The sequence below is a fragment of the Pseudomonas sp. FYR_7 genome (assembly GCF_043106155.1).
Classification (GTDB): domain Bacteria; phylum Pseudomonadota; class Gammaproteobacteria; order Pseudomonadales; family Pseudomonadaceae; genus Aquipseudomonas; species Aquipseudomonas parafulva_B.
This window is the reverse complement of the sequence record NZ_JBICMI010000018.1, coordinates 120,472-142,782: the sequence shown is the minus strand read 5'-3', so window position 1 is coordinate 142,782 and position 22,311 is coordinate 120,472. Positions and strand designations below refer to the sequence as shown.

The 22,311-nt window shown below is 64.0% G+C and carries 20 protein-coding genes; 18 read left to right on the top strand and 2 right to left on the bottom strand.

What is annotated here, in order from left to right; genetic code table 11:
- Window positions 1-86: 86 nt before the first annotated feature.
- Together ACF8R3_RS04935 and ACF8R3_RS04930 are read right to left on the bottom strand one after the other, a co-directional pair.
- On the bottom strand, window positions 87-1,049 hold the full coding sequence (locus ACF8R3_RS04935) for a TIGR02285 family protein (protein ID WP_392515074.1): 963 nt from the start codon (window positions 1,047-1,049) through the stop codon (window positions 87-89).
- Between the two features lie 2 nt (window positions 1,050-1,051).
- Window positions 1,052-2,251 (bottom strand): CaiB/BaiF CoA-transferase family protein, encoded by a 1,200-nt coding sequence (locus ACF8R3_RS04930; protein WP_197843869.1) that lies wholly within the window; start codon window positions 2,249-2,251, stop codon window positions 1,052-1,054.
- Between the two features lie 130 nt (window positions 2,252-2,381).
- Between ACF8R3_RS04930 and ACF8R3_RS04925 the strand changes: the two genes are divergently transcribed.
- The 18 genes from ACF8R3_RS04925 to ACF8R3_RS04840 all read left to right on the top strand — a co-directional run bounded on the left by ACF8R3_RS04925 (window position 2,382) and on the right by ACF8R3_RS04840 (window position 22,302).
- Window positions 2,382-2,924 (top strand): YaeQ family protein, encoded by a 543-nt coding sequence (locus ACF8R3_RS04925; RefSeq protein WP_023534041.1) that lies wholly within the window; start codon window positions 2,382-2,384, stop codon window positions 2,922-2,924.
- An 8-nt stretch (window positions 2,925-2,932) separates the two neighbouring features.
- On the top strand, window positions 2,933-4,642 hold the full coding sequence (gene recJ, locus ACF8R3_RS04920) for a single-stranded-DNA-specific exonuclease RecJ (protein ID WP_058639559.1): 1,710 nt from the start codon (window positions 2,933-2,935) through the stop codon (window positions 4,640-4,642).
- 226 nt (window positions 4,643-4,868) lie between these two features.
- Entirely contained in the window at window positions 4,869-5,975 is a 1,107-nt protein-coding gene (locus ACF8R3_RS04915; protein ID WP_392515067.1) for an NADH:flavin oxidoreductase/NADH oxidase, read from the top strand.
- 150 nt (window positions 5,976-6,125) lie between these two features.
- Entirely contained in the window at window positions 6,126-6,809 is a 684-nt protein-coding gene (locus tag ACF8R3_RS04910) for a tellurite resistance TerB family protein (protein WP_182139128.1), read from the top strand.
- 142 nt (window positions 6,810-6,951) lie between these two features.
- Entirely contained in the window at window positions 6,952-8,574 is a 1,623-nt protein-coding gene (locus ACF8R3_RS04905; RefSeq protein WP_392515065.1) for a methyl-accepting chemotaxis protein, read from the top strand.
- A 5-nt stretch (window positions 8,575-8,579) separates the two neighbouring features.
- Complete coding sequence (locus ACF8R3_RS04900) at window positions 8,580-9,086, top strand: chemotaxis protein CheW (RefSeq protein WP_058603759.1); 507 nt, start codon at window positions 8,580-8,582, stop codon at window positions 9,084-9,086.
- Entirely contained in the window at window positions 9,083-10,348 is a 1,266-nt protein-coding gene (locus tag ACF8R3_RS04895; RefSeq protein WP_058639556.1) for a protein-glutamate O-methyltransferase CheR, read from the top strand. The genes ACF8R3_RS04900 and ACF8R3_RS04895 overlap by 4 nt, the downstream gene beginning before the upstream one ends.
- Window positions 10,345-11,013 (top strand): chemotaxis protein CheW, encoded by a 669-nt coding sequence (locus ACF8R3_RS04890; RefSeq protein ID WP_100852121.1) that lies wholly within the window; start codon window positions 10,345-10,347, stop codon window positions 11,011-11,013. Before ACF8R3_RS04895 ends, ACF8R3_RS04890 begins: the two co-directional genes overlap by 4 nt.
- A complete protein-coding gene (locus ACF8R3_RS04885; protein WP_196185604.1) occupies window positions 11,010-13,313 on the top strand; it encodes a hybrid sensor histidine kinase/response regulator in 2,304 nt (767 codons plus the stop codon). Before ACF8R3_RS04890 ends, ACF8R3_RS04885 begins: the two co-directional genes overlap by 4 nt.
- Window positions 13,310-14,323, top strand: a complete 1,014-nt coding sequence (locus ACF8R3_RS04880) for a chemotaxis response regulator protein-glutamate methylesterase (protein WP_078479002.1) — start codon at window positions 13,310-13,312, stop codon at window positions 14,321-14,323. The genes ACF8R3_RS04885 and ACF8R3_RS04880 overlap by 4 nt, the downstream gene beginning before the upstream one ends.
- Window positions 14,324-14,374: 51 nt before the next feature.
- The gene (locus ACF8R3_RS04875; protein ID WP_058639552.1) at window positions 14,375-15,379 is read left to right on the top strand and encodes a PleD family two-component system response regulator; all 1,005 of its coding nucleotides are present in this window, start codon (window positions 14,375-14,377) and stop codon (window positions 15,377-15,379) included.
- Window positions 15,380-15,521: 142 nt separating this feature from the next.
- Window positions 15,522-16,617 (top strand): peptide chain release factor 2 gene (gene prfB, locus ACF8R3_RS04870; RefSeq protein WP_100852119.1). Its coding sequence is split into 2 segments (ribosomal slippage): window positions 15,522-15,593 and window positions 15,595-16,617, totalling 1,095 coding nucleotides; the frame shifts between segments, so codons are not numbered across the junction.
- 92 nt (window positions 16,618-16,709) lie between these two features.
- Window positions 16,710-18,212 carry a lysine--tRNA ligase gene (gene lysS / locus ACF8R3_RS04865; protein ID WP_058639551.1) on the top strand — a complete coding sequence of 501 codons (1,503 nt, stop codon included), beginning with the start codon at window positions 16,710-16,712 and terminating at the stop codon, window positions 18,210-18,212.
- Window positions 18,213-18,401: 189 nt separating this feature from the next.
- On the top strand, window positions 18,402-19,106 hold the full coding sequence (locus tag ACF8R3_RS04860; RefSeq protein ID WP_058639564.1) for a TetR/AcrR family transcriptional regulator: 705 nt from the start codon (window positions 18,402-18,404) through the stop codon (window positions 19,104-19,106).
- A 28-nt stretch (window positions 19,107-19,134) separates the two neighbouring features.
- Window positions 19,135-19,683 carry a hypothetical protein gene (locus ACF8R3_RS04855; protein WP_058639550.1) on the top strand — a complete coding sequence of 183 codons (549 nt, stop codon included), beginning with the start codon at window positions 19,135-19,137 and terminating at the stop codon, window positions 19,681-19,683.
- A 123-nt stretch (window positions 19,684-19,806) separates the two neighbouring features.
- Window positions 19,807-21,084, top strand: a complete 1,278-nt coding sequence (locus tag ACF8R3_RS04850; RefSeq protein ID WP_392515063.1) for a flavohemoglobin expression-modulating QEGLA motif protein — start codon at window positions 19,807-19,809, stop codon at window positions 21,082-21,084.
- Entirely contained in the window at window positions 21,056-21,979 is a 924-nt protein-coding gene (locus ACF8R3_RS04845; RefSeq protein WP_058639548.1) for an alpha/beta hydrolase, read from the top strand. Before ACF8R3_RS04850 ends, ACF8R3_RS04845 begins: the two co-directional genes overlap by 29 nt.
- On the top strand, window positions 21,976-22,302 hold the full coding sequence (locus ACF8R3_RS04840) for a hypothetical protein (RefSeq protein WP_058639547.1): 327 nt from the start codon (window positions 21,976-21,978) through the stop codon (window positions 22,300-22,302). The genes ACF8R3_RS04845 and ACF8R3_RS04840 overlap by 4 nt, the downstream gene beginning before the upstream one ends.
- The last annotated feature ends 9 nt before the right edge of the window (window positions 22,303-22,311 follow it).

The window sequence follows — 22,311 nt, the reverse complement described above, 5'->3', positions numbered from 1 at the left end:
GCTCCCGCATGGCCACTGCTGTCGCTGGAAGCTCAAGGGCTTTCGCTTGACCCCGGACGTTCTTCCCCAGCGTCCGGGGTTTCTTTTTATCTGGGTTGAGGGTTTGGAAGGTCGATCGACCCAGCGGCGTGGCGCTCGTCCTGTTCAGGGCGTTCGGGGTGTGCCGCCGCGTGGTCGTTGAAGAAGGCTCGGCTGTGTTCGAGGTAGTCCGCCTGCTGGGCGGGGTCGAGCCAATGCGCATATAGTTTTGGTAGCACCGTCTGGCGCAGCTGGGTCAAGACCTGATCGATGTGGGCCATGGCGGCTTGTCCCTGCGGGCTGGCCGAGCAGCCCACATGCAGGAATTGGTAGGGTTTCACACCCTGAACCGGGTGAAATTGGTAGTCAGCCGGCGATCCGCCTTGTTGCTGGATCAGATAGCGAACTTCCGGCCAGTAGCCGAGCACCAGGCGCAGTCGGCCCAAGCGTTGCATCTGCAGCAGGTTGGCGGTGGCCTGGGTGCCGTAGTGCCGGCTGACGGCGGCATCTGGCAGGTTGCTCAGCGTAGCGTCGATCACAGCCCCATAACTGCGCTCTGCCACTACACCGAGGCGTAGCGATGGGTCGCTCAGCAGGCCTTGAAGATCGACCTCATCACCGTCGAGGTGGGGCGCCACCAAGGCATGGTTCTGCTTGCGCACGACCAGGCCGCTGGTTTGCACGCCCAGCAACGGGATGGAAAAGCGTACATAGCGGGCGCGCTCGGCGGTCCATAGCAGCATCGGGTCACAGGTCAGGCTGCTGCTGTCCTGCAGCATCTGCAAGCCACGCGCACGATTGACCCGCACGATGCTGTGCGCATATTCGGGCATCTGCTGGATCAGCTGCGGTAACAGCTGGTCGATCACCCCATGACCTTTTTCCGGGCCGTCGGATACGCTGAACGGTGGCAGATCACGCACCAGCCACAGCAGCCGCTCCTGAGCGCTTGAGGGCACGCTGAGCAGTGCAGCCAGCACGGCGCCCGTCCATGCCAACCTGGCGGGGCGCAGGCAATGGGATAGCGACAGGCTCAGACAGCGCCCGCCTGGCGCAGGGCAGCGATGGCGGCCGCATCATAGCCCAGCTGGCCCAGCAGCTCGTCGGTGTGTTCGCCCAGTGCCGGCCCGACCCAGTCGGCAGAGCCCGGGGTGCCGGACAGCTTGGGGACGATGCCCGGCATGCGGAACGCCTTGCCATCGGGCAGGCGCGCCTGCAGGAACATCTCGCGCGCCAGGTACTGAGGGTCGCTGAACATGTCTTCAGCCGAGTAGATGCGGCTGGCCGGCACCTGGGCTGCGGTCAGGGCCTGCATCAGCTGTTCCAGCGGCAATCCGTTGGCCCAGCGATCGATGACCCCGTACAGCTCATCGCGGCGCAGGTCTCGCCCGTCATTGGTGGCCAGGCTCGAATCCTCGGCCAGGTCGCTACGGCCGAGAGCCACCATCAGACGCTTGAAGATCGCATCGCCATTGGCGCCGATCTGCACATGCTTGCCGTCCGCGCTGGTATGGATGGAGGAGGGCGTGATGCCCGGCATGATATTGCCCGTGCGCTCGCGGATGAAACCGAAGACGTCGAACTCCGGCACCATGCTCTCCATCATGGCGAAGATGGCCTCGTACAGCGCCACGTCGACCACCTGGCCAAGCCCCCCGTTGACCTCGCGATGACGCAGGGCCATCAGTGCGCCGATCACCGCCCACAACGCTGCAATGGAGTCGCCGATGGAAATACCGGTGCGCACGGGCGGGCGATCCTCGAACCCCGTGATGTAGCGCAAACCACCCATGGACTCGCCCACTGCGCCGAAGCCCGGCTGCTCCTTCATCGGCCCGGTCTGACCGAAGCCTGATAGACGCACCATGACCAGCCGCGGGTTGAGCGCATGCAGCACGTCCCAGCCAAAGCCAAGCTTTTCAAGCACGCCCGGACGGAAGTTTTCGATCAGGATATCCGCCTCGGCAAGCAGCTTGCGCAGGACCTCGCGCCCGTCGGGGTGCTTGAGATTGAGGGTAAGCGAGCGCTTGTTGCGCGCCTGCACGAACCACCACAGCGAGGTGCCCTCGTAAAGTTTGCGCCACTTGCGCAACGGGTCGCCGCCGTCGGGCGATTCCACCTTGACCACCTCGGCGCCGAATTCGGCGCAGATGCGCGCCGCGAATGGCCCGGCGATCAAGGTGCCGAGCTCGACCACTTTAAGGCCGGCGAGGGGTTTGCTTGACGTCGACATGGGGCATCCGTGGCAGCTGAAGAGCGGTGTTTTTATCACAGCTGCGATGCGGCAGATACTGCCGCGGCGCAACCGGGGACTGGATCGGTTAGACTGTGCGACTTTTCTTCAGGCAAGAAGCACCCCGACCATGGCCCAGCCGTCCACCACCTACAAATTCGAACTGAACCTGACCGACCTCGACCGCAATGTGTACGAGAACGTCAAGCAGACCATCGCGCGGCACCCTTCGGAAACCGAGGAGCGTATGGCGGTTCGTCTGTTGGCCTATGCGCTGTGGTACAACGAAAACCTGACATTCGGTCGGGGCCTGTCGGACGTCGATGAGCCGGCGCTGTGGGAAAAAAGCCTGGACGACCGTGTGCTGCATTGGATCGAAGTAGGCCAGCCAGATGCCGATCGCCTGACCTGGTGCTCGCGCCGTACCGAACGCACCAGCCTGCTGGCCTACGGTAGCCTGCGGGTGTGGGAAGGCAAGGTGGTGAGCGCGGTGAAGAACCTCAAGAACCTCAGCATCGCGGCCGTGCCCCAGGAGGTGCTCGAAACCCTGGCCACCGACATGCCCCGCAGCATCAAATGGGATGTGATGATCAGCGAAGGCACGGTGTTCGTGACCGATGACCGTGGCCAGCACGAAGTGCAATTGCAGTGGCTGCTGGGGGAGCGCGGCTGAACCTTCCCATGCGTATCGAACCCCGCCCGCTGCCCCCGACCCTGCCGTTTCTTGGCAACCTGCCACCCTTGCTGACTCGCCTGTACGCCGCCCGTGGCGTGCAAAGCGAGGCCGAACTGGACAAAAGCCTGGCGCGCCTGCTGCCCTACCAGCAGCTCAAAGGCATCGACGCGGGCGTCGACCTGCTGCTGCAGGCCATCGACCAAGGCCAGCGCATTCTGATCGTCGGTGACTTCGATGCCGATGGCGCCACGGCCAGTACCGTCGGCGTGCTGGGTTTGCGCCTGCTCGGTGCGGCCCACGTGGACTACCTGGTGCCCAACCGCTTCGAGTACGGATACGGCCTCACGCCGGAAATCGTCGAAGTGGCATTGCAGCGCCAACCACAGCTGCTGGTCACGGTAGACAACGGGATCTCCAGCGTCGACGGCGTCGCGGCGGCGAAGGCGGCTGGCCTCAAGGTGCTGGTGACCGACCACCACCTGCCCGGCGAGGCGCTGCCGGACGCCGATGCCATCATCAACCCCAACCAGCCAGGCTGCCCGTTTCCGAGCAAGTCGCTGGCAGGGGTCGGGGTGATTTTCTACGTCCTCATGGCCCTGCGCGCGCGCTTGCGCAGCCTGGGCCGCTACGACACCCAGCCGCAGCCGAACATTGGCGAACTGCTGGACCTGGTTGCCCTGGGCAGTGTTGCCGACGTGGTGCCGCTGGACGCCAACAATCGCATCCTGGTGCATCAGGGTCTGGAGCGCATTCGTGCCGGACGCGCCCGGCCTGGCCTCAAGGCGATTCTGGAGGTGGCCAAGCGCGACCACCGGCGCATCACCTCCACCGACCTGGGTTTCATTCTGGGCCCGCGGTTGAACGCCGCAGGGCGCCTGGACGACATGAGCCTGGGTATCGAGTGCCTGCTCTGCGAGGATCCTGCCCTGGCGTTGGACATGGCCCAGCAATTGGACGGCCTGAACCAGGACCGCAAGTCTATCGAGCAGGGCATGCAGCGCGAGGCGCTGGCCCAGTTGCGGGACTTGCCGGTCGAGTCGATGCCCTATGGGCTGTGCCTGTTCGATGCAGAGTGGCACCAGGGCGTCATTGGCATCCTCGCCTCTCGCCTCAAGGAACGCTATCACCGCCCGACCATCGCCTTCGCCGATGCCGGCGACGGCATGCTCAAGGGCTCTGCGCGCTCAGTGCCGGGGTTTCACATCCGCGATGCGCTCGATGCGGTGGCCGCGCGCCATCCACAGCTAATCAGCAAGTTCGGTGGCCATGCCATGGCGGCAGGGCTGTCCTTGCCCGAAGCCAACTACCCCGCGTTCGCCGAGGCTTTCGACCAGGAGGTGCGCCGCCAGCTGTGCGAGGACGACCTCACCGGGCGGCTGCTGTCCGATGGTAGCCTGGCGGTGGAAGAATTCCACCTGGACCTGGCCAAGGCGCTGCGCCAAGCCGGGCCTTGGGGGCAGCATTTTCCGGAGCCGCTGTTCCACGGCGTGTTCCAGCTGGTCGAACAACGCGTGGTGGGTGAGCGTCATTTGAAAGTCGTGCTCAAGAGTGAGTGCGGCACGGTGCGCCTGGACGGCATCGCCTTCGGTATCGACCGCGAGGTTTGGCCCAACCCGACCGTGCGCTGGGTGGAGCTGGCCTACAAGCTGGATGTGAACGAGTTTCGCGGCAATGAAAGCGTGCAACTGATGATCGCCCACATGGAGCCGCGCTGAGCCAGGAGCTGTGTGAAAAAAATTCGAAAAGAGGTCAGGCTGTATTCAACGCAGCCTCACCGCGTATCAAGGCTTTTTACGCAACGCCCAGGGCATCGCGGCCAAACCCCATGGAACCTTCCCCCTACCTAATCTGGTCTAGTCTGAACACAGACCGGTACCGGGCCAGGGATGCGTGGTTGACTGCCCGGGCCGGATCACTTTGCAGCCATTGGGAGGTGCCCTCATGAGCATGCTGCTCGAGCCTTACACCCTGCGTCAGCTGACCCTGCCGAACCGCATCGCCGTATCACCGATGTGCCAGTATTCCTCGGTCGATGGCCTGGCCAACGACTGGCACCTCGTGCATCTGGGCAGCCGTGCCGTCGGCGGGGCGGGCCTGGTCGTCACCGAGGCCGTGGCAGTCACGGCCGACGGTCGTATCACCGCTGAAGACCTTGGCCTGTGGGACGACGCGCAGATCGCCCCCTTGCAGCGCATCACCCGTTTCATCACCGCCCAAGGGTCAATCCCGGGTATCCAGCTCGCCCATGCCGGGCGCAAGGCCAGTACCTACCGCCCGTGGCTGGGCAAGCATGGCAGCGTCACGTTGGAGGAGGGCGGCTGGCAGCCGGTGGGGCCGTCGAAGATCGCGTTCGATCCTGAACACACCGTGCCCAGTGAGCTGACCCATGCGCAGATCCAGGAAGTAGTGCAGGCCTTTGTCGCCTCGGCCAAGCGCGCGCTGGAGGCGGGTTTCAAAGTGGTCGAGGTGCACGCGGCCCACGGTTACCTGCTGCACCAGTTCCTGTCGCCGCTTAGCAATCAGCGTCAGGATGAATACGGCAGCTGTTTCGACAACCGCATCCGCCTGACCTTGCAGGTGGTCGAAGCGGTTCGTGCGGTCTGGCCGGCCGAGTTGCCATTGTTCGTGCGGGTGTCGGCCACCGACTGGGTCGAAGATGGTTGGAACCCGGACGAAACCGTCGAGCTGGCCCGACGCCTGCGTATGCTTGGGGTGGACCTGATCGATGTGTCTTCGGGCGGCACGTCCAGCAATGCCGAGATCCCGACCGGCCCTGGCTACCAGACCCGCTTTGCCGAGCGCGTGCGCAAGGAGTCGGAAATGGCCACGGGCACCGTGGGCATGATCACCGAGCCGGCCCAGGCCGAGCATATTCTGCGCACAGGCCAGGCCGACCTGATTTTCCTGGCCCGGGAGCTGCTGCGCGACCCGTACTGGCCGCTGCATGCAGACGACGACCTGGGCGGCCACCAGGCCACCTGGCCGGCGCAATATCAGCGGGCCACCAGCCGGTCGAGCCCCATTCACGAATCGGACCTGCGCGACTAAGCGGCCCTGGATGCCGGCGGCGGGCTTCTAGGCACCGGCAAGCCGCCGCCGGCCTGCGACGATGCAACATCTGGAAGCAAATCCTCTGTGGCGTGATGTGGGGCAAGTCTTACTCTGGCTGCTGACTTCCCTGATGTGGAGATGCGCATGATGAATACCCGGGGTTTGCTTGATCAATTGCTCAAATCCGGCCAGCAGCTGCTAGAGAAGCAGGCGGGCGGGGCCAAGACGGGTACAGGCGCCGGCGGGCTCGGCGGGTTGCTGTCAGGCGCAGGTGGCGGCCTGCTTGGCGGCGGTGCGCTGGGTGTATTGCTCGGCAGCAAGAAAGCCCGCAAGTTTGGCGGCAAGGCGCTCACCTACGGGGGCCTTGCCGCGCTTGGCGTGCTTGCCTACAAGGCCTATGGCAACTGGCAGGCGCAGCAGGCCAACCAACAGGCCCCTACACCAGAGCCGCAGACGGTGGACCGCGTACCTGCGGCCCAGGTGGAGCAGCACAGCCAGGCGGTGCTGCGCGCACTGGTCGCTGCGGCCAAGGCGGACGGTCATGTGGATGAGCGCGAGCGTGCGCTGATCGAGGGTGAGTTCACCCGCCTGGACGGTGACCGTGAAGTGCAGCAGTGGCTGCATGCGGAGCTCGACAAGCCGCTGGACCCGGCCGAGGTGGCCCGGGCCGCCCAGACGCCGGAAATCGCTGCCGAGATGTACCTGGCCAGCGTGATGATGGTCGACCAGGAAAACTACATGGAGCGTGCTTACCTGGACGAACTGGCGCGCCAGCTGGGGTTGGCCCAAGGGTTGCGCGAGGAGCTGGAAAAGCAGGCGCGGCAGGGATAAGCCGCGCGTGCAGCTTGGCCCAATCGGGAGGATCACTGCGGTGGCGGGGCGTTCTGTCAGAATTTGACGCGCAATTCTGTAGGACGCCTGGGCTATACTTCGGCGATTTTTCCTGCTCGTAGTGAATCCCTGAGGGCTGAATGTGAAGAACTGGACGTTGCGCCAACGGATCCTGGCAAGTTTCGCCGTGATCATCGCCATCATGCTGCTGATGATCGTGGCGGCCTATTCACGCCTGGTGACCATCGAATCTGCCGAGCAGGAAGTTGGGGCCGACAGCATTCCGGGGGGCTACTACAGCTCGATGATCCGCAGCGCATGGGTGGACAGTTACGTCACCAGCCAGCAGTTGGTCGGGCTTTCTGACCGGCGCGAGATCAGCTCAGCCGACATCGAACTCTTCAAGAGTTTCGAAGACCGGCTCAAGCAACACATGGCCAGTTACCAGACCACCATTCGCGATGGCGAGGACCAGGCCCGCTTCGACGCCTTCGTGAAGCTCGAACAAGCCTACATGCAGAACGTCAATCAGGTGCTCGATGCGTATCGAGAACGCAATTATGCCGAAGCCCAGCGCTTGATCGCCCAAGTGCTGACCCCCACCTGGGTCGAAGGGCGCAAGCACCTGAACGAGGTGATCGAACAGAATCGCTTGGCCGCCGACGCCGCCACCCGGGAAATCGTCAGCGCGGTGAACACGGCCAAGGGCAGCATGGTCGTGTCGCTGTTGCTGGCCATCGTGGCTGCCGGTATCTGTGGCCTGCTACTGCTGCGCGCCATTACCTCGCCCATGAGCCTCATCGTGACTGCGCTGGACAGGCTTCGCTCGGGTGACCTGAGCATGCGCCTGAACCTGGACCGCCAGGACGAGTTCGGTGCGGTTCAGGGCGGTTTCAATGAAATGGCCGAGGCCCTGGCCAATCTTGTGGCACAGGCGCAGCGCTCGTCGGTGCAGGTCACCACCTCGGTGACAGAAATCGCGGCCACCTCCAAGCAGCAGCAGGCTACCGCCACCGAGACGGCTGCGACCACGACCGAAATCGGTGCCACGTCGCGTGAAATCGCCGCCACGTCCCGCGACCTGGTGCGCACCATGACCGAAGTCACCTCGGCCGCCGATCAGGCGTCGAGCCTGGCCGGCTCCGGCCAGCAGGGGCTGGCGCGCATGGAAGAAACCATGCACCAGGTCATGGGTGCGGCCGACCTGGTCAACGCCAAGCTGGGCATTCTCAACGAGAAGGCCAGCAACATTACCCAGATGGTCGTCACCATCGTCAAGGTGGCCGACCAGACCAACCTGCTGTCGCTCAACGCGGCGATCGAAGCCGAGAAGGCCGGGGAATATGGCCGCGGTTTCGCCGTAGTGGCCACCGAAGTGCGCCGCCTGGCCGACCAGACGGCGGTGGCGACCTATGACATCGAGCAGATGGTGCGTGAGATCCAGTCGGCCGTGTCGGCCGGGGTCATGGGCATGGACAAGTTTTCCGAAGAGGTGCGCCGCGGCATGTTCGAGGTTCAGCAGGTCGGTGAGCAACTGAGCCAGATCATCCATCAGGTCCAGGCACTGGCGCCGCGGGTACTGATGGTCAACGAGGGCATGCAGGCCCAGGCCACCGGGGCCGAGCAGATCAACCAGGCGCTGGCGCAACTGAGCGACGCCAGTACCCAGACTGTAGAGTCGCTGCGCCAGGCCAGTTTTGCCATCGACGAGCTGAGCCAGGTCGCCGCCGGCCTGCGCGGCGGCGTGTCGCGCTTCAAAGTCTGAAGACGATGATCGACATGCAACCGCGCGCCGTGCCGGCAGGCCACGACAACGGCGCGCTGTACCTGCAGTTTCACCTGGGTGACCAGCGTTTTGCCCTGTCCGTGCAGGAGGTAATCAAGGTGCTGCCCCGTCAGCCTCTCAAGCCAGTGCTGCAAGCGCCGCATTGGGTGGCGGGCATTCTTGCCCACCGTGGCCAGTTGGTGCCGGTGGTGGACTTGGCTGCCTTGTGCATAGGGCGGCCGGCGCTGCAACGTACCAGTACCCGCCTGGTGCTGGTGCGCTATCGCAGCGCACTGCAACTGGGCCTGATTCTGGAGCACGCCACCGAAACCCTGCGCTGCCGTGCTGATGAATTCAAACCCTATGGCGTGGACAATGACCCCGCACCTTACCTGGGGCCGGTCCGCCAGGATGCCCAGGGGCTGGTGCAGCGCATCGAGGTCGACCAGGTGCTGCCCGAGGCCGTGCACCGTGTGCTGTACCCTGACGCACAGGGCGGGACCTGCGCATGAACGAGCGGCATTTCTTTCATTTTCTGCGTGAGCGCATAGGTTTGGACGTCGAGTCGGTGGGCGCATCGATGGTCGAGCGTGCCCTGCGTCAGCGCAGCGCGGCGCTGGGTGCCAGCGGTCTGGACGACTACTGGCTGCGCCTGCAGCAATCGCCGGCCGAGCAACAGGCGCTGATCGAAGCGGTCATCGTGCCGGAGACATGGTTCTTCCGCTACCGCGAGTCCTTCACTGCCCTGGCAAGCCTTGCGCACAAACGCCTGGCCGAATTGGCCGCCGCTCGCCCTCTGCGCTTGCTCAGCCTGCCTTGTTCGACAGGGGAAGAGCCCTATTCGCTGGCGATGGCGCTGCTCGATGCCGGCATCGCCCCGGCATCCTTCCTGATCGACGGTATGGACATCAGCCCTGCCTCTGTGGCCAAGGCCAGCCAGGGTCTTTACGGGCGCAACGCGTTTCGTGGCGACGACCTGGGTTTTCGCGAACGGTACTTCGATGCCATCGACGAGGGCCATCGTGTGCATGACCGTGTGCGCCAGCAAGTGACCCTGCACGTCGGCAATGTCCTTGATCCGGCATTGGCCAGCCGGGAGGGCCTCTACGACTTCGTGTTCTGCCGCAACCTGCTGATTTATTTCGATGTACCCACCCAGCAACGGGTGTTCGAAACCCTCAAGCGCCTGCTTCACCCCCAAGGCGTGCTGTTCATCGGGCCCGCCGAAGGCAGCCTGCTGGCTCGCCTTGGTATGCGTCCGGTGGGCATTGCCCAGTCTTTTGCCTATGTGCGCCAAGACGATATGGCTCAGCAACGACCGGCGCCGGCCGTGCCGATTCAACGCGAACCCATCAAGCCGTTGACCGGCTACCGGCCGACCAATGTCCCCCTGCCACGCATGCGCGGGTCTCTTGGGCCTGTGCCTGACCGGCAGGCCGTCGAAGCTACCGGGCTCGGTGCCCGCGAATTGCTGGCAAGCATTGCCGAGCATGCCAATGCCGGCAACAGCCAGCAGGCGCGTGATGCCTGCCAGCGTTACCTGCGCCAGTACCCCCCGTCGGCCCAGGTGTACTATTGGTTGGGTCTGCTCAGCGACACCGAAGGTGATTTGCAACAAGCGCAGGTTCACTACCGCAAGGCGCTGTACCTTGAGCCGCAGCACCCCGAAGCGCTCGTTCACCTGGCCGCGCTCTTGCAGGCCCAGGGTGACCAGGCCGGGGCCCAGCGTCTGCAAAGCCGTGCCATGCGTGCGGGTCGGGAGGCCGACCGATGAACGATGAGGCTGTGACCGACCTGCTCGCCGAAACCGATGTGCGCATCGATGACTGCTGGAATCGCATCGGCGTGCATGGCAACAAGCAATGCCCGCTGCTTGAGCGTCATGTCCATTGTCGCAACTGCGAGGTGTACGCCGCCGCGGCCACGCGTCTGCTGGACCGCTACGCACTGGTGCAGGACACCGACGCACAGCCGGACCTGGAAGCGGTCGAGCAGGCCTGTACAGGGCGCTCGATGCTGTTGTTCCGCCTGGGGGAGGAGTGGCTGGCGTTGCCTACGGCATGCCTGGCCGAAATCGCGCCCTTGCAGGCCGTGCATTCGCTACCCCATCAGCGCTCGCGCGTGCTGTTGGGCGTTGCCAATGTGCGGGGTGCCCTGGTGCCGTGCCTGTCGTTGCAGGAGCTGCTGGGTACCCCTGGCGGTGCGACTGAACAGCGCAACAATCGGGGCTTGCCACGCATGCTGATCCTGGCAGCCGAGGGTGGCCCGGTGGTCATGGCCGTCGAGGAAATCGATGGTATCCACCGGCTTGATCGGCCCACGGACCTTGCTCACGACGCCATGCGCTTCACGGCAGCGGTGCTGCAATGGCGCGGGCGCAGCGTGCGTGTGCTGGATGAGCAACAGCTGTTGTCTGCCGTACAGCGGAGCCTGTCATGACCCCTGAGCAAATGCGCGACGCCTCGTTGCTCGAACTGTTCAGCCTTGAAGCCGAGGCCCAGACGCAGGTACTCAGCGCCGGGCTTCTGGCCCTGGAGCGCAACCCTACCCAGGCCGACCAGCTGGAAGCCTGCATGCGCGCAGCCCATTCCCTTAAAGGGGCTGCACGCATCGTTGGCGTGGATGCCGGTGTCAGCGTTGCGCACGTGATGGAGGACTGCCTGGTGGCGGCCCAGGAAGGCCGCCTGCGCCTGAGCGCTGAGCACATCGACGCGCTGCTGCAGGGCACCGACCTGTTGATGCGCATTGCAACGCCCAGCGACACAGCCGCCCAGGACGATGTGCCTGGCTTCCTGGTGCTGATGGCCGCCGTATTGGAGCCCGGGAGGCAGGGCGCTGCACCTGCCGCCCCCGCGCAGGCCCGTCCACCGATGGCGCCACCGCCGGTTGCGAGCCAGACACCGACCGCGCCGCCTGCACCGGCGTCTGAGCCGCCCGCCGATGCCGAGCCTGCGCCACGTCGCAAGGCCGGCAAGCGCACGGTCGAAGGGGGCGAGCGGGTACTGCGAGTGACCGCCGACAGGCTCAACAGCCTGCTCGACCTGTCCAGCAAGTCCCTGGTTGAAACCCAGCGTCTCAAGCCCTACCTGGCCACCTTGCAGCGCCTCAAGCGCATGCATGGCCAGGGCATGCAGGCGCTCGATGGCTTGCGCCTGCAACTCGAAGACAGCGGCCAGGGGAACGAGGTACTCGAAGCCTTGGCCCAGACTCAACGCTTGTTGGCCGAGACCCAGCAGATCCTGCGTCAGCAAGCGGCCGATCTGGACGAATTCGGCTGGCAGGCCAGCCAGCGCGCGCAACTGCTCTACGACACCGCCCTGGCCTGCCGCATGCGCCCGTTTGCCGATGTGCTGGCCGGGCAGAGCCGCATGGTGCGCGACCTGGGGCGCGCCCTGGGCAAACCGGTGCGCCTGGTCATCGAAGGCGAGAAAACCCAGGTCGATCGTGACGTGCTGGAAAAGCTCGAGGCTCCGCTGACCCACTTGCTGCGTAACGCGGTCGATCATGGCATCGAACTGCCAGACAGGCGGCTGTTGGCGGGCAAGCCCGAAGAGGGGCTGATCCGCCTGCGCGTCTCGCACCATGCCGGGATGCTGAGCCTTGAGCTGATGGACGACGGTGCCGGTGTGGACCTGGATCGCCTGCGTGCCAGCATTGTCGAGCGTGCCCTGTCTCCAGCCGAAACCGTCGCGCGCATGAGTGACGATGAATTGCTCACGTTCCTCTTCCTGCCAGGCTTCAGCCTGCGGGACACGGTGACCGAAGTGTCCGGGCGGGGTGTAGGGCTTGACGCCGTGCAGCACATGATTCGCGAATTGCGCGGGGCGATCGAACTGACCCAGACGCCCGGGCTGGGGTGCCGCTTCCACCTGCAGGTACCGCAGACCTTGTCGGTCGTGCGCAGCCTGGTCGTGGAAGTCGGCGGGGAAGCCTATGCCTTCCCCCTGGCGCATATCGAACACACCCTGGCGGTGGATGCCAACGACATCGTGCAGATTGAAGGGCGGCAGCATTTCTGGCATGACGGCCAGCACATCGGTCTCGTAGCGGCCAGCCAGTTGCTGCACCGGCCGGCCGGGCAAACCGACCAGGACAGCCTGCGGGTCGTGGTCATCCGCGAGCGCGAGCGCTTGTACGGCGTGGCCGTCGAGCGCCTGATCGGTGAGCGGGTGCTGGTGGTGATGCCGCTCGATCCGCGTCTGGGCAAAGTGCAGGACATTTCTTCAGGGGCGCTGCTGGACGACGGTTCGGTGGTGCTGATCGTCGATGTGGAGGACATTCTGCGCTCGGTCGACAAACTGCTCAGCACCGGCACGCTCGAGCGCGTCGAGCGCGGCGGTGCCGGCGTCTCTGGTCTGGCGCGCAAACGCGTACTGGTCGTCGACGACTCGCTGACGGTGCGCGAGCTGCAGCGCAAGCTGCTGGGCAATCGCGGCTACGACGTCGCAGTGGCGGTCGATGGCATGGATGGCTGGAATGCCCTGCGCGGCGACGATTTCGACTTGCTGATCACCGACATCGACATGCCGCGCATGGACGGCATTGAATTGGTCACCCTGGTGCGCCGTGACCAGCGCCTGCAATCGCTGCCTGTCATGGTGGTTTCCTACAAGGATCGGGAGGAAGACCGACGGCGTGGCCTGGATGCCGGGGCCGACTACTATTTGGCTAAAGCCAGTTTCCACGACGATGCGTTGCTCGATGCTGTAGTCGAACTGATCGGAGGTGCTCACGGATGAAGATCGCCATCGTCAATGACATGCCCTTGGCAGTGGAGGCCTTGCGACGCGCCGTCGCGCTGGAACCTGCCCATGAAGTGGTGTGGGTAGCCAGCAACGGTGCCGAAGCCGTGCAACGCTGCCAGGAACAGCAGCCGGACCTGATCCTGATGGACTTGATCATGCCGGTGATGGATGGCGTGGAAGCGACTCGCCGGATCATGGCCGATACCCCGTGCGCCATCGTCATCGTCACGGTCGATCGCAAGCAGAATGTGCACCGGGTATTCGAAGCCATGGGGCATGGCGCACTGGATGTGGTCGATACACCGACGCTGGGCGCTGGCGACGCCCGTGAAGCCGCCGCGCCATTGCTGCGCAAGATTCTCAACATCAGCTGGCTGATTGGCCAGCAGCGCCCGCCGACGCCTAGGCCGGTTGCCGCACCGCTGCGTGAAGCAAGCCAGCGACGAGGGTTGGTGGCTATCGGTTCATCAGCAGGTGGCCCGGCGGCCCTGGAGGTACTGCTCAAAGGGGTGCCAGCAGGGTTTCCGGCCGCGATCGTGCTGGTTCAGCATGTGGATCAGGTCTTTGCCGCCGGCATGGCCGAATGGCTCAGCAGTGCAGCCGGGCTGCCAGTGCGCCTGGCACGCGAAGGGGAGCCACCGCAACCTGGCCAGGTGCTGTTGGCCGGAACCAACCACCATCTGCGTCTGCTACAGAACGGGCAACTGGCCTACACTGCCGAACCGGTCAATGAAATCTACCGCCCTTCGATCGACGTCTTCTTCGAAAGCGTGGTGCGCTACTGGTCAGGCGAGGCAGTGGGGGTGCTGCTCACCGGCATGGGGCGCGACGGAGCACAGGGGCTCAAGATGATGCGCCAACGGGGTTTTCTGACCATTGCCCAGGACCAGGCCAGCAGTGCTGTCTATGGCATGCCCAAGGCTGCTGCGGCGATCGATGCCGCAGTGGAAATCCGCCCGCTTGAAGGCATAGCCGGGCGTCTGACGGAAGTTTTTGCACAATGACGAAGTGTAACGAATCATGCCGCCTGGCCGGCCGTGTTCAGGTGACCAGCCATGAATGAGCTCCCCATCGAAGGGTTCGCCGCCGCCGATGAAAACTCGGCGATGGTGCTGCTGGTAGACGATCAGGCCATGATCGGCGAAGCCGTGCGGCGGGGCCTGGCCGATGAAGACAACATCGATTTTCATTTTTGCGCCGACCCGCACCAAGCGGTGCAGCAGGCCATGCGCATCAAGCCCACGGTAATTCTGCAGGACCTGATCATGCCTGGGCTCGATGGCCTGACGCTGGTGCGTGAGTACCGCAGCAACCCGGCCACCCAGGACATCCCGATCATCGTGCTGTCGACCAAGGAAGACCCGCTGGTCAAGCGCGCCGCGTTCGCGGCCGGGGCCAACGATTACCTGGTCAAACTGCCCGATACCATCGAGCTGGTGGCGCGCATTCGCTATCACTCGCGCTCCTACCTCACCTTGCTGCAGCGCGACGAGGCTTACCGCGCCCTGCGTGTCAGCCAGCAGCAGTTGCTCGATTCGAACCTGATGCTGCAACGGCTGATGAACTCCGATGGCTTGACGGGGCTGTCCAATCGACGCCATTTCGATGAGTACCTGGAGCTTGAGTGGCGACGGGCGATGCGCGAGCAGCAACAGTTGTCGTTGTTGATGATCGACGTCGATTATTTCAAGGCCTACAACGATACCTTTGGCCACCTGGCCGGAGACGAAGCGCTGCGGCGCGTGGCAGAGGCCATCCGTGGGTCGTGCTCGCGGCCCAGCGACCTTCCGGCCCGCTATGGCGGCGAGGAGTTTGCCCTGGTGTTGCCCAACACCTCCCCAGGTGGCGCCAGGCTGGTCGCCGAGAAACTGCGCCAGAGCGTGCTGGGCCTGGCGATCGAGCACATGGCACCGTCTGCCGGGTCGCACCTGACCGTCAGCGTGGGCTTGGCCACGCAGGTTCCGCCCATCGGCAGCCACTGCCGGCAATTGATCTCGGCGGCGGACAAGGGGCTGTACCAGGCCAAGAACGGTGGCCGCAACCAAGTGGGTGTCGCCTAGCAAGCCGGGGCAGGGGTGCACCTTTCTCGGCTGGCTGCACCCGGCGTCTGGTCGTCGACGACTGTCAGGCGGGTCTGCCGCCACGCGGCCGACTCGGTTATACTCGCAGGCTTTTCACCGAATTCGCACGAGTAGCCTGCCCATGGAAATCCAACCGATCCTGAACACCATCAAGGACCTCTCCGACCGCTCCCAGTCCATTCGGGGGTATCTTTGACTACGATCTCAAGCATGACCGCCTGATCGAAGTCAATCGCGAGCTGGAAGACCCCAACGTCTGGAACAAGCCTGAGTACGCCCAGGCCCTGGGCCGTGAGCGGTCCATGCTGGCGCAGGTCGTCGAGACCCTGGACAAACTGTCCAACGGGTTGGCTGACTGCAAGGACCTGCTGGACATGGCCGTCGAAGAGGGCGACGAAGGCGCTGTCGGCGACGTCGTGACCGAACTGCAAGGCCTGGAAGAACACCTGGCCCAGCTCGAGTTCCGTCGCATGTTCAGCGGCGAGATGGACATGAACAACGCCTACCTCGACATCCAGGCCGGCTCCGGCGGGACCGAGGCGCAGGACTGGGCCAACATCCTGTTGCGCATGTACCTGCGCTGGGCCGACAAGCGTGGCTTCGACGCTACCATCATCGAACTCTCCGAGGGCGAGGTGGCTGGCATCAAGGGCGCCACCGTGCACATCAAGGGCGAGTACGCCTTCGGCTGGCTGCGCACCGAGATCGGCGTGCACCGCCTGGTGCGCAAGAGCCCGTTCGACTCTGGTGCCCGCCGCCACACCTCGTTCTCGGCCGTGTTCGTCTCGCCCGAAATCGACGACAAGGTCGAAATCGAGATCAACCCATCGGACTTGCGCATCGATACCTACCGCTCCTCGGGCGCCGGTGGCCAGCACGTCAACACCACCGACTCGGCAGTGCGTATCACCCACGTGCCGACCAACACCGTGGTGGCGTGCCAGAACGAACGCTCCCAGCATGCCAACAAGGACACCGCCATGAAAATGCTGCGGGCCAAGTTGTACGAGCTGGAGATGCAGAAACGCAATGCGGCCTCGCAGGCGCTGGAAGACAGCAAGTCGGACATTGGCTGGGGCCACCAGATCCGCTCCTACGTGCTGGACGACTCGCGCATCAAGGACCTGCGTACCGGCGTCGAACGCAGCGATTGCCAGAAAGTGCTGGACGGTGACCTTGACCAGTACCTGGAAGCGAGCCTCAAGCAGGGGCTGTAAGCCACACCCTATCGCCGCGCCACCGGCCCCTTGCCGGTAGCGCGCGCCCTGCCCGCCAAGGGCAACGAATACCTGATGGAAACAAAGACGACATGAGCGACCTGAAGACCGAATCGCAAGACCTGCAACAGGAAGAGAACGCCCTGATCGCCCTGCGCAAGGAAAAGCTTGCCGCAGAACGCGCCAAGGGCAATGCCTTCCCCAACGACTTCCGTCGCGACAGCTACTGCAACGACCTGCAGAAACAGTACGCGGACAAGACCAAGGAAGAGCTGGAAGCAGCCGCGATCCCGGTCAAGGTAGCGGGCCGTATCATGCTCAACCGTGGCTCGTTCATGGTCATCCAGGACATGACCGGCCGTATCCAGGTCTATGTCAACCGCAAGACCCTGCCCGAAGAAACCCTGGCTGCGGTCAAGACCTGGGACCTGGGCGACATCATCAGCGCCGAGGGCACCCTGGCCCGCTCGGGCAAGGGTGACTTGTACGTCGAGATGACCCAGGTGCGCCTGCTGACCAAGTCGCTGCGCCCGCTGCCCGACAAGCACCACGGCCTGACCGACACCGAGCAGCGCTACCGCCAGCGCTACGTCGACCTGATGGTCAACGAAGAAACACGCCACACCTTCCGCGTGCGCTCGCAGGTCATCTCGCACATTCGCAAGTTCCTCATCGAACGCGACTTCCTCGAAGTCGAGACGCCGATGTTGCAGACCATCCCGGGCGGCGCAGCGGCCAAGCCGTTCGAAACCCACCACAACGCCCTGGACATGGCCATGTTCCTGCGTATCGCGCCTGAGCTGTACCTCAAGCGTCTGGTCGTCGGTGGCTTCGAGAAGGTCTTCGAAATCAACCGCAACTTCCGCAACGAAGGGGTTTCGACGCGCCACAACCCTGAGTTCACCATGCTTGAGTTCTACCAGGCCTACGCCGACTACCGCGACAACATGGACCTCACCGAGGAACTGTTCCGCGAGCTGGCGCAGCTGGTGCTGGGCTCTACCGATGTGCCGTACGGCGACAAGGTCTTCCACTTCGGCGAGCCGTTCGTGCGCCTGTCGGTGTTCGACTCGATCCTCAAGTACAACCCCGAGCTGACCGCTGCCGACCTGCAGGATGTCGACCGCGCCCGCGACATCGCCCGCAAGGCAGGGGCCAAGGTGCTGGGCCATGAAGGCCTGGGCAAGCTGCAGGTGATGATTTTCGAAGAGCTGGTCGAGCACAAGCTGGAGCAGCCGCACTTCATTACCGAGTACCCGTTCGAGGTTTCGCCGCTGGCCCGTCGCAACGACGAGAACCCTGCGGTGACCGACCGTTTCGAACTGTTCATCGGCGGGCGCGAAATTGCCAACGCCTACTCCGAGCTCAACGATGCCGAAGACCAGGCCGAGCGCTTCCTGGCCCAGGTGGCCGAGAAGGATGCCGGTGACGACGAGGCCATGCACTACGACGCCGATTTCGTGCGCGCGCTGGAATATGGCATGCCGCCAACGGCGGGCGAGGGCATCGGCATCGACCGCCTGGTGATGCTGCTGACCAACTCGCCATCGATCCGCGATGTGATCCTGTTCCCGCACATGCGTCCGCAGGCCTGAGTGAAGTCGAAAAAGCCGCCTTTTCAGGCGGCTTTTTCTTGCCCGAAGCTTTATGTTGTCATCACCGGCCCGCTCGCGATTCAATCCCTGGCCAAGTGAACCTACGATTCCAATGCCTGGGGCCAGATCGGACGCGAACGGGCATGCTCCGACCAGACACCGTACATGAGGTACTCCATGACAACCGCCATGGCTCAACAAGGGGCTGCCGGCATCGCCACCGCCGTTGCCGAAAGCGTGCGTTACCAGGGTCGCAAGACGGCCCGGCAAGGCAGCGAACAGCGCCGCCAACTGATTCTGGACGCCGCCATGCGCATCGTAGTGCGCGATGGCGTTCGGGGCGTGCGACACCGTGCCGTCGCCGCAGAGGCAGGGGTACCGCTGTCGGCCACCACCTACTACTTCAAGGATATCGAGGACCTACTCACCGACACGTTCGCCCAGTACGTCGAGCGCAGCGCCGCCTACATGGCCAAGCTCTGGCTCAACACCGAAGCGGTGCTGCGCCAACTGCTGGCCCAGGGCGACGGCAGTCCCCAGGCACGGGCAAAACTGGCCGATGAAGTGGCGCGCATGATGGCCGATTATGTGCAGCGCCAACTGCTCACCCGCCGCGATTTCATGATGGCCGAGCAGGCGTTTCGCCAGGAAGCGCTGTTGTGCCCGCGCCTGGCCGAGCTGGTGTGTGCCCACGAGCAGATTCTGCTGCACGGTACGCGCCAGCTGCTGCAAGTCGTTGGCTCGCGGCAGCCGGAACAGGATGCACAGATGTTGACGGCGATTATCGAGCAGATGGAATATCAGGGCCTGCTCAAGCACGCCGAGGCGCAGGCCGATGGGCCGATGCTGGCAATGCTTACCCGATACCTGCAGTTGGTGCTGGCGTCGGATTGAGCCCGACCTTTTCGAGGAAGAAAACCTGATGAAAGCCTGGCGTGTGGTGCTGTTGACGCTGTCATTCCTGATGCTGGGCGGTTGTCTGGTGACGTTTTCCGAACCGCTGCCAGGCAAGTCCTCGGCACCCAGGGGGCTTGTGGGCAGCTGGATCACCAAGGACGCCTGGGGCGAGCCGCTGAAGCTGGTCATCACGCGTGCCGACGCAGGGGCCTACAAGGCGGTAGCTACACCCAAGGGCAAATCTGCTCAAACCTATGTGTTCAACGTGGCCCAGCAGGGTAATCGCTGGTACCTGTCGGCGCGGGTGCCGGGCGAATTTGGGGGCAACTACGTGATCGGTGGTTTCGATATCGTCGATGGCAAGGAGCTGGTGGTCTATAACCTCGATGTGCAGCAAGTGCAGCAGGCCTTGGGCAGCAAGGAATTGAGCGGGCACAGCACCGAAGTGGCGCAGGACAACGGCGAGGGTGTGCTGGTCGACAGCCCGCCAGAGCGAGTCCTGGCCTACCTCAACGACCCCGCGAATTCGGACCTGTTCGTGGAGGCGGTGCGTTTCAAACGCGCTGGCAAGTGACAGGGCAGGTCTCGGGTGATTCGCGGGTGCGTCAACGGCGCGCGCCCACCCAGGCTGCTCGACACCTGAGTGGCCCGACACGAGCGGACATGGCTTGGCCTGACGGCCGATAAGGATTTCTTTGTGGACGAGTACCAGCAAACCATTCGCGCCCTGTCCGACCGTATCGTGGCCGCGCAAACGCCGATTCGCGTGCTCGATGCAGTCAAGTGGGACGATGGCATCCGCCGCGGCTTCTTCGAGGCCAAGGGCAAGGTGCCGCCTGCCGTGGACCGCGGCTATTATCAGGCGCGCTCACTTGGGTTCGACTCCAGCGCAGTGAAAGCGGAGTTCCAGGCCATCGAGCGTGACATCATCCGCCAGCTTGGCCAGTTCAGCCCCGTGGGGCAGATCATGAAACGCATGTGCCGCGAGTACCGCATGGTAGTGCGCATGCTCGAGGCCAGGGGCACGGAAGATTTCGGTCTGATTTCCCAGGAGCTGTACGGCGCTGCCTCCGACGTTTTCCATGCCGGTGACCCGACCCTGGCCGACCTTGGCCTGATGCTGTCGGACTACCTGAACAACATCGATGGGCGCGGCGACCTCAAGGACGAGCCGAAGAACCTGACGGCCAAGCAAGCGGTGGATATTCTCCAGTGCCGGTTGAACAAGGTGTTCGGCGAAGCCGAAGGGACCATCCGCGTGTTCGAGTCCGACGGCATCGTGGCCGATGCCGCCGCCGGTGCCGACTACATCAAGGTGCGTGCCGATGCCATGTTCAACGCGCGTGATGTACGGGCCTTGGAAGTCCACGAGGGGCTGGTGCATGTGGGCACCACACTCAACGGCCTGAACCAGCCCATCTGTACGTTCCTGGCCAAGGGCCCGCCTTCCTCGACGGTGACCCAGGAAGGCCTGGCCATCCTGATGGAAGTCATCGCTTTCGCCTCCTACCCCAGCCGCCTGCGCAAACTGACCAACCGGACCCGCGCCATACACATGGTCGAGGACGGTGCAGACTTCATGCAGGTGTACCAGTTCTTCCGAGAGCAGGGCTTCGACATGGGGCAGAGCTACAGCAACGCCAGCCGGGTATTCCGTGGGTCGGTGCCCAATGGCTTGCCATTTACCAAGGACTTGTCCTACCTCAAGGGCTTCATCATGGTTTACAACTACATTCAGTTGGCCGTGAAGAAGGGCAAGCTGGAGCAGATACCGCTGCTGTTCTGCGGCAAGACCACCCTCGAAGACATGCGCACCCTGCGCCAGCTCGTCGAGGAGGGCCTGGTGGAGCCGCCCAAGTACCTGCCTGAGCAATTCCGCGACCTGAACGCCTTGTCGGCCTGGATGTGCTTTTCCAACTTCCTCAACCACCTGAGCCTGGACCGTATTGAAACCGACTACGCGAACATCCTTTAACGGGCTGCGCCTGCTGACGGCAGGCATGCTGCTGGTGCTGCTGGGCGGGTGCAGCGGCTTGCTGTTCTACCCTGAGCGAGGCCAGGCGTTCACGCCTGAGCGGGCCAGGCTCGCCTACAGCGATGTCACCCTGGTTGCCGCCGACGGTGTGCGCCTGCACGCCTGGTGGCTGCCGGCCAAGCAAGGTGTGGCGGTCAAGGGCACGGTGCTGCACCTGCACGGCAATGGGGGCAATCTGCCCGGTCACCTGGGCGGCAGCTACTGGTTGCCGGAGCAAGGTTACCAGGTGCTGATGATCGACTACCGAGGCTACGGACTGTCCGAGGGCAAGCCGCGGCTACCTGAGGTCTATCAGGATATCGCTGCCGCCATGGCCTGGCTCGATCAGTCCCCGCAGGTCAAGGGCAAGCCTCTGGTGTTGCTGGGGCAGAGTCTGGGCGGTGCCATGGCCATCCACTACCTGGCGGCCCATCCCGAGCAGCGCGAACGCTTCAGCGCTCTGGTGTTCGACGGCGTTCCTGCCAGCTACCGAGCGGTGGGCCAGTACGCCTTGAGTACCTCGTGGATGACCTGGCCACTTCAGGTGCCCTTGTCCTGGCTGGTGCCCGATGCCGATAGCGCCGTCGAGTCCGTCGGGCAGCTGACCAGCCCGCCCAAGCTCTTCTTCCACAGCATCGATGACGACCTGGTGCCGATGAACAATGTCATCCGCCTGTATCAGCAGGCGCCGCCGCCTCGAGTGCTGCAGTTGACCCGAGGTGGGCACGTGCAGACGTTCGCCGACCCCACCTGGCGCGAAGTGATGCTGCGTTTTCTGGATGATCCCAGCCATTTCACCGGCCTGCGGCGGCTTGCCGAAGTGCCCAATGCCTATGACGAGAAGAGCCCGCAATGAGCGAAGAACGCAACGCCATACCGCTGATCCTGACGGGAGTCGGCAGCATCATCGTGACGGTGGGAGCCCTGTGGTACTACGGTTACCTGCACTTCGCCAAGCCTGAGGATGCCTTGTTGCTCCAAGACTTCACCATGCTCAAAACGGTACCGGGCGAAGACTACAAGGTGTCATTGGAGCCGGCAGCGCAGGTGGCCCAATGCGCCGAGGGTGTGCTGGTCCTGTTCGACACCCAGCAAAAAGGCCTCAGTGGCGTGCTGGTCGACAGTCGTAAGCGCGCCGTGCGCTGTGTGGGCGCAGATACGCCGCAGCAGGTGCGATAGGTCTTCGTG

Coding starts and splice junctions, on each gene's coding strand:
- ACF8R3_RS04930 (WP_197843869.1), bottom strand. CDS start 2,251: ATGTCGACGTCAAGCAAACCCCTCGCCGGCCTTAAAGTGGTCGAGCTC.
- ACF8R3_RS04925 (WP_023534041.1), top strand. CDS start 2,382: ATGGCCCAGCCGTCCACCACCTACAAATTCGAACTGAACCTGACCGAC.
- recJ (WP_058639559.1), top strand. CDS start 2,933: ATGCGTATCGAACCCCGCCCGCTGCCCCCGACCCTGCCGTTTCTTGGC.
- ACF8R3_RS04915 (WP_392515067.1), top strand. CDS start 4,869: ATGAGCATGCTGCTCGAGCCTTACACCCTGCGTCAGCTGACCCTGCCG.
- ACF8R3_RS04910 (WP_182139128.1), top strand. CDS start 6,126: ATGAATACCCGGGGTTTGCTTGATCAATTGCTCAAATCCGGCCAGCAG.
- ACF8R3_RS04900 (WP_058603759.1), top strand. CDS start 8,580: ATGATCGACATGCAACCGCGCGCCGTGCCGGCAGGCCACGACAACGGC.
- ACF8R3_RS04895 (WP_058639556.1), top strand. CDS start 9,083: ATGAACGAGCGGCATTTCTTTCATTTTCTGCGTGAGCGCATAGGTTTG.
- ACF8R3_RS04890 (WP_100852121.1), top strand. CDS start 10,345: ATGAACGATGAGGCTGTGACCGACCTGCTCGCCGAAACCGATGTGCGC.
- ACF8R3_RS04885 (WP_196185604.1), top strand. CDS start 11,010: ATGACCCCTGAGCAAATGCGCGACGCCTCGTTGCTCGAACTGTTCAGC.
- ACF8R3_RS04880 (WP_078479002.1), top strand. CDS start 13,310: ATGAAGATCGCCATCGTCAATGACATGCCCTTGGCAGTGGAGGCCTTG.
- ACF8R3_RS04875 (WP_058639552.1), top strand. CDS start 14,375: ATGAATGAGCTCCCCATCGAAGGGTTCGCCGCCGCCGATGAAAACTCG.
- lysS (WP_058639551.1), top strand. CDS start 16,710: ATGAGCGACCTGAAGACCGAATCGCAAGACCTGCAACAGGAAGAGAAC.
- ACF8R3_RS04860 (WP_058639564.1), top strand. CDS start 18,402: ATGGCTCAACAAGGGGCTGCCGGCATCGCCACCGCCGTTGCCGAAAGC.
- ACF8R3_RS04855 (WP_058639550.1), top strand. CDS start 19,135: ATGAAAGCCTGGCGTGTGGTGCTGTTGACGCTGTCATTCCTGATGCTG.
- ACF8R3_RS04840 (WP_058639547.1), top strand. CDS start 21,976: ATGAGCGAAGAACGCAACGCCATACCGCTGATCCTGACGGGAGTCGGC.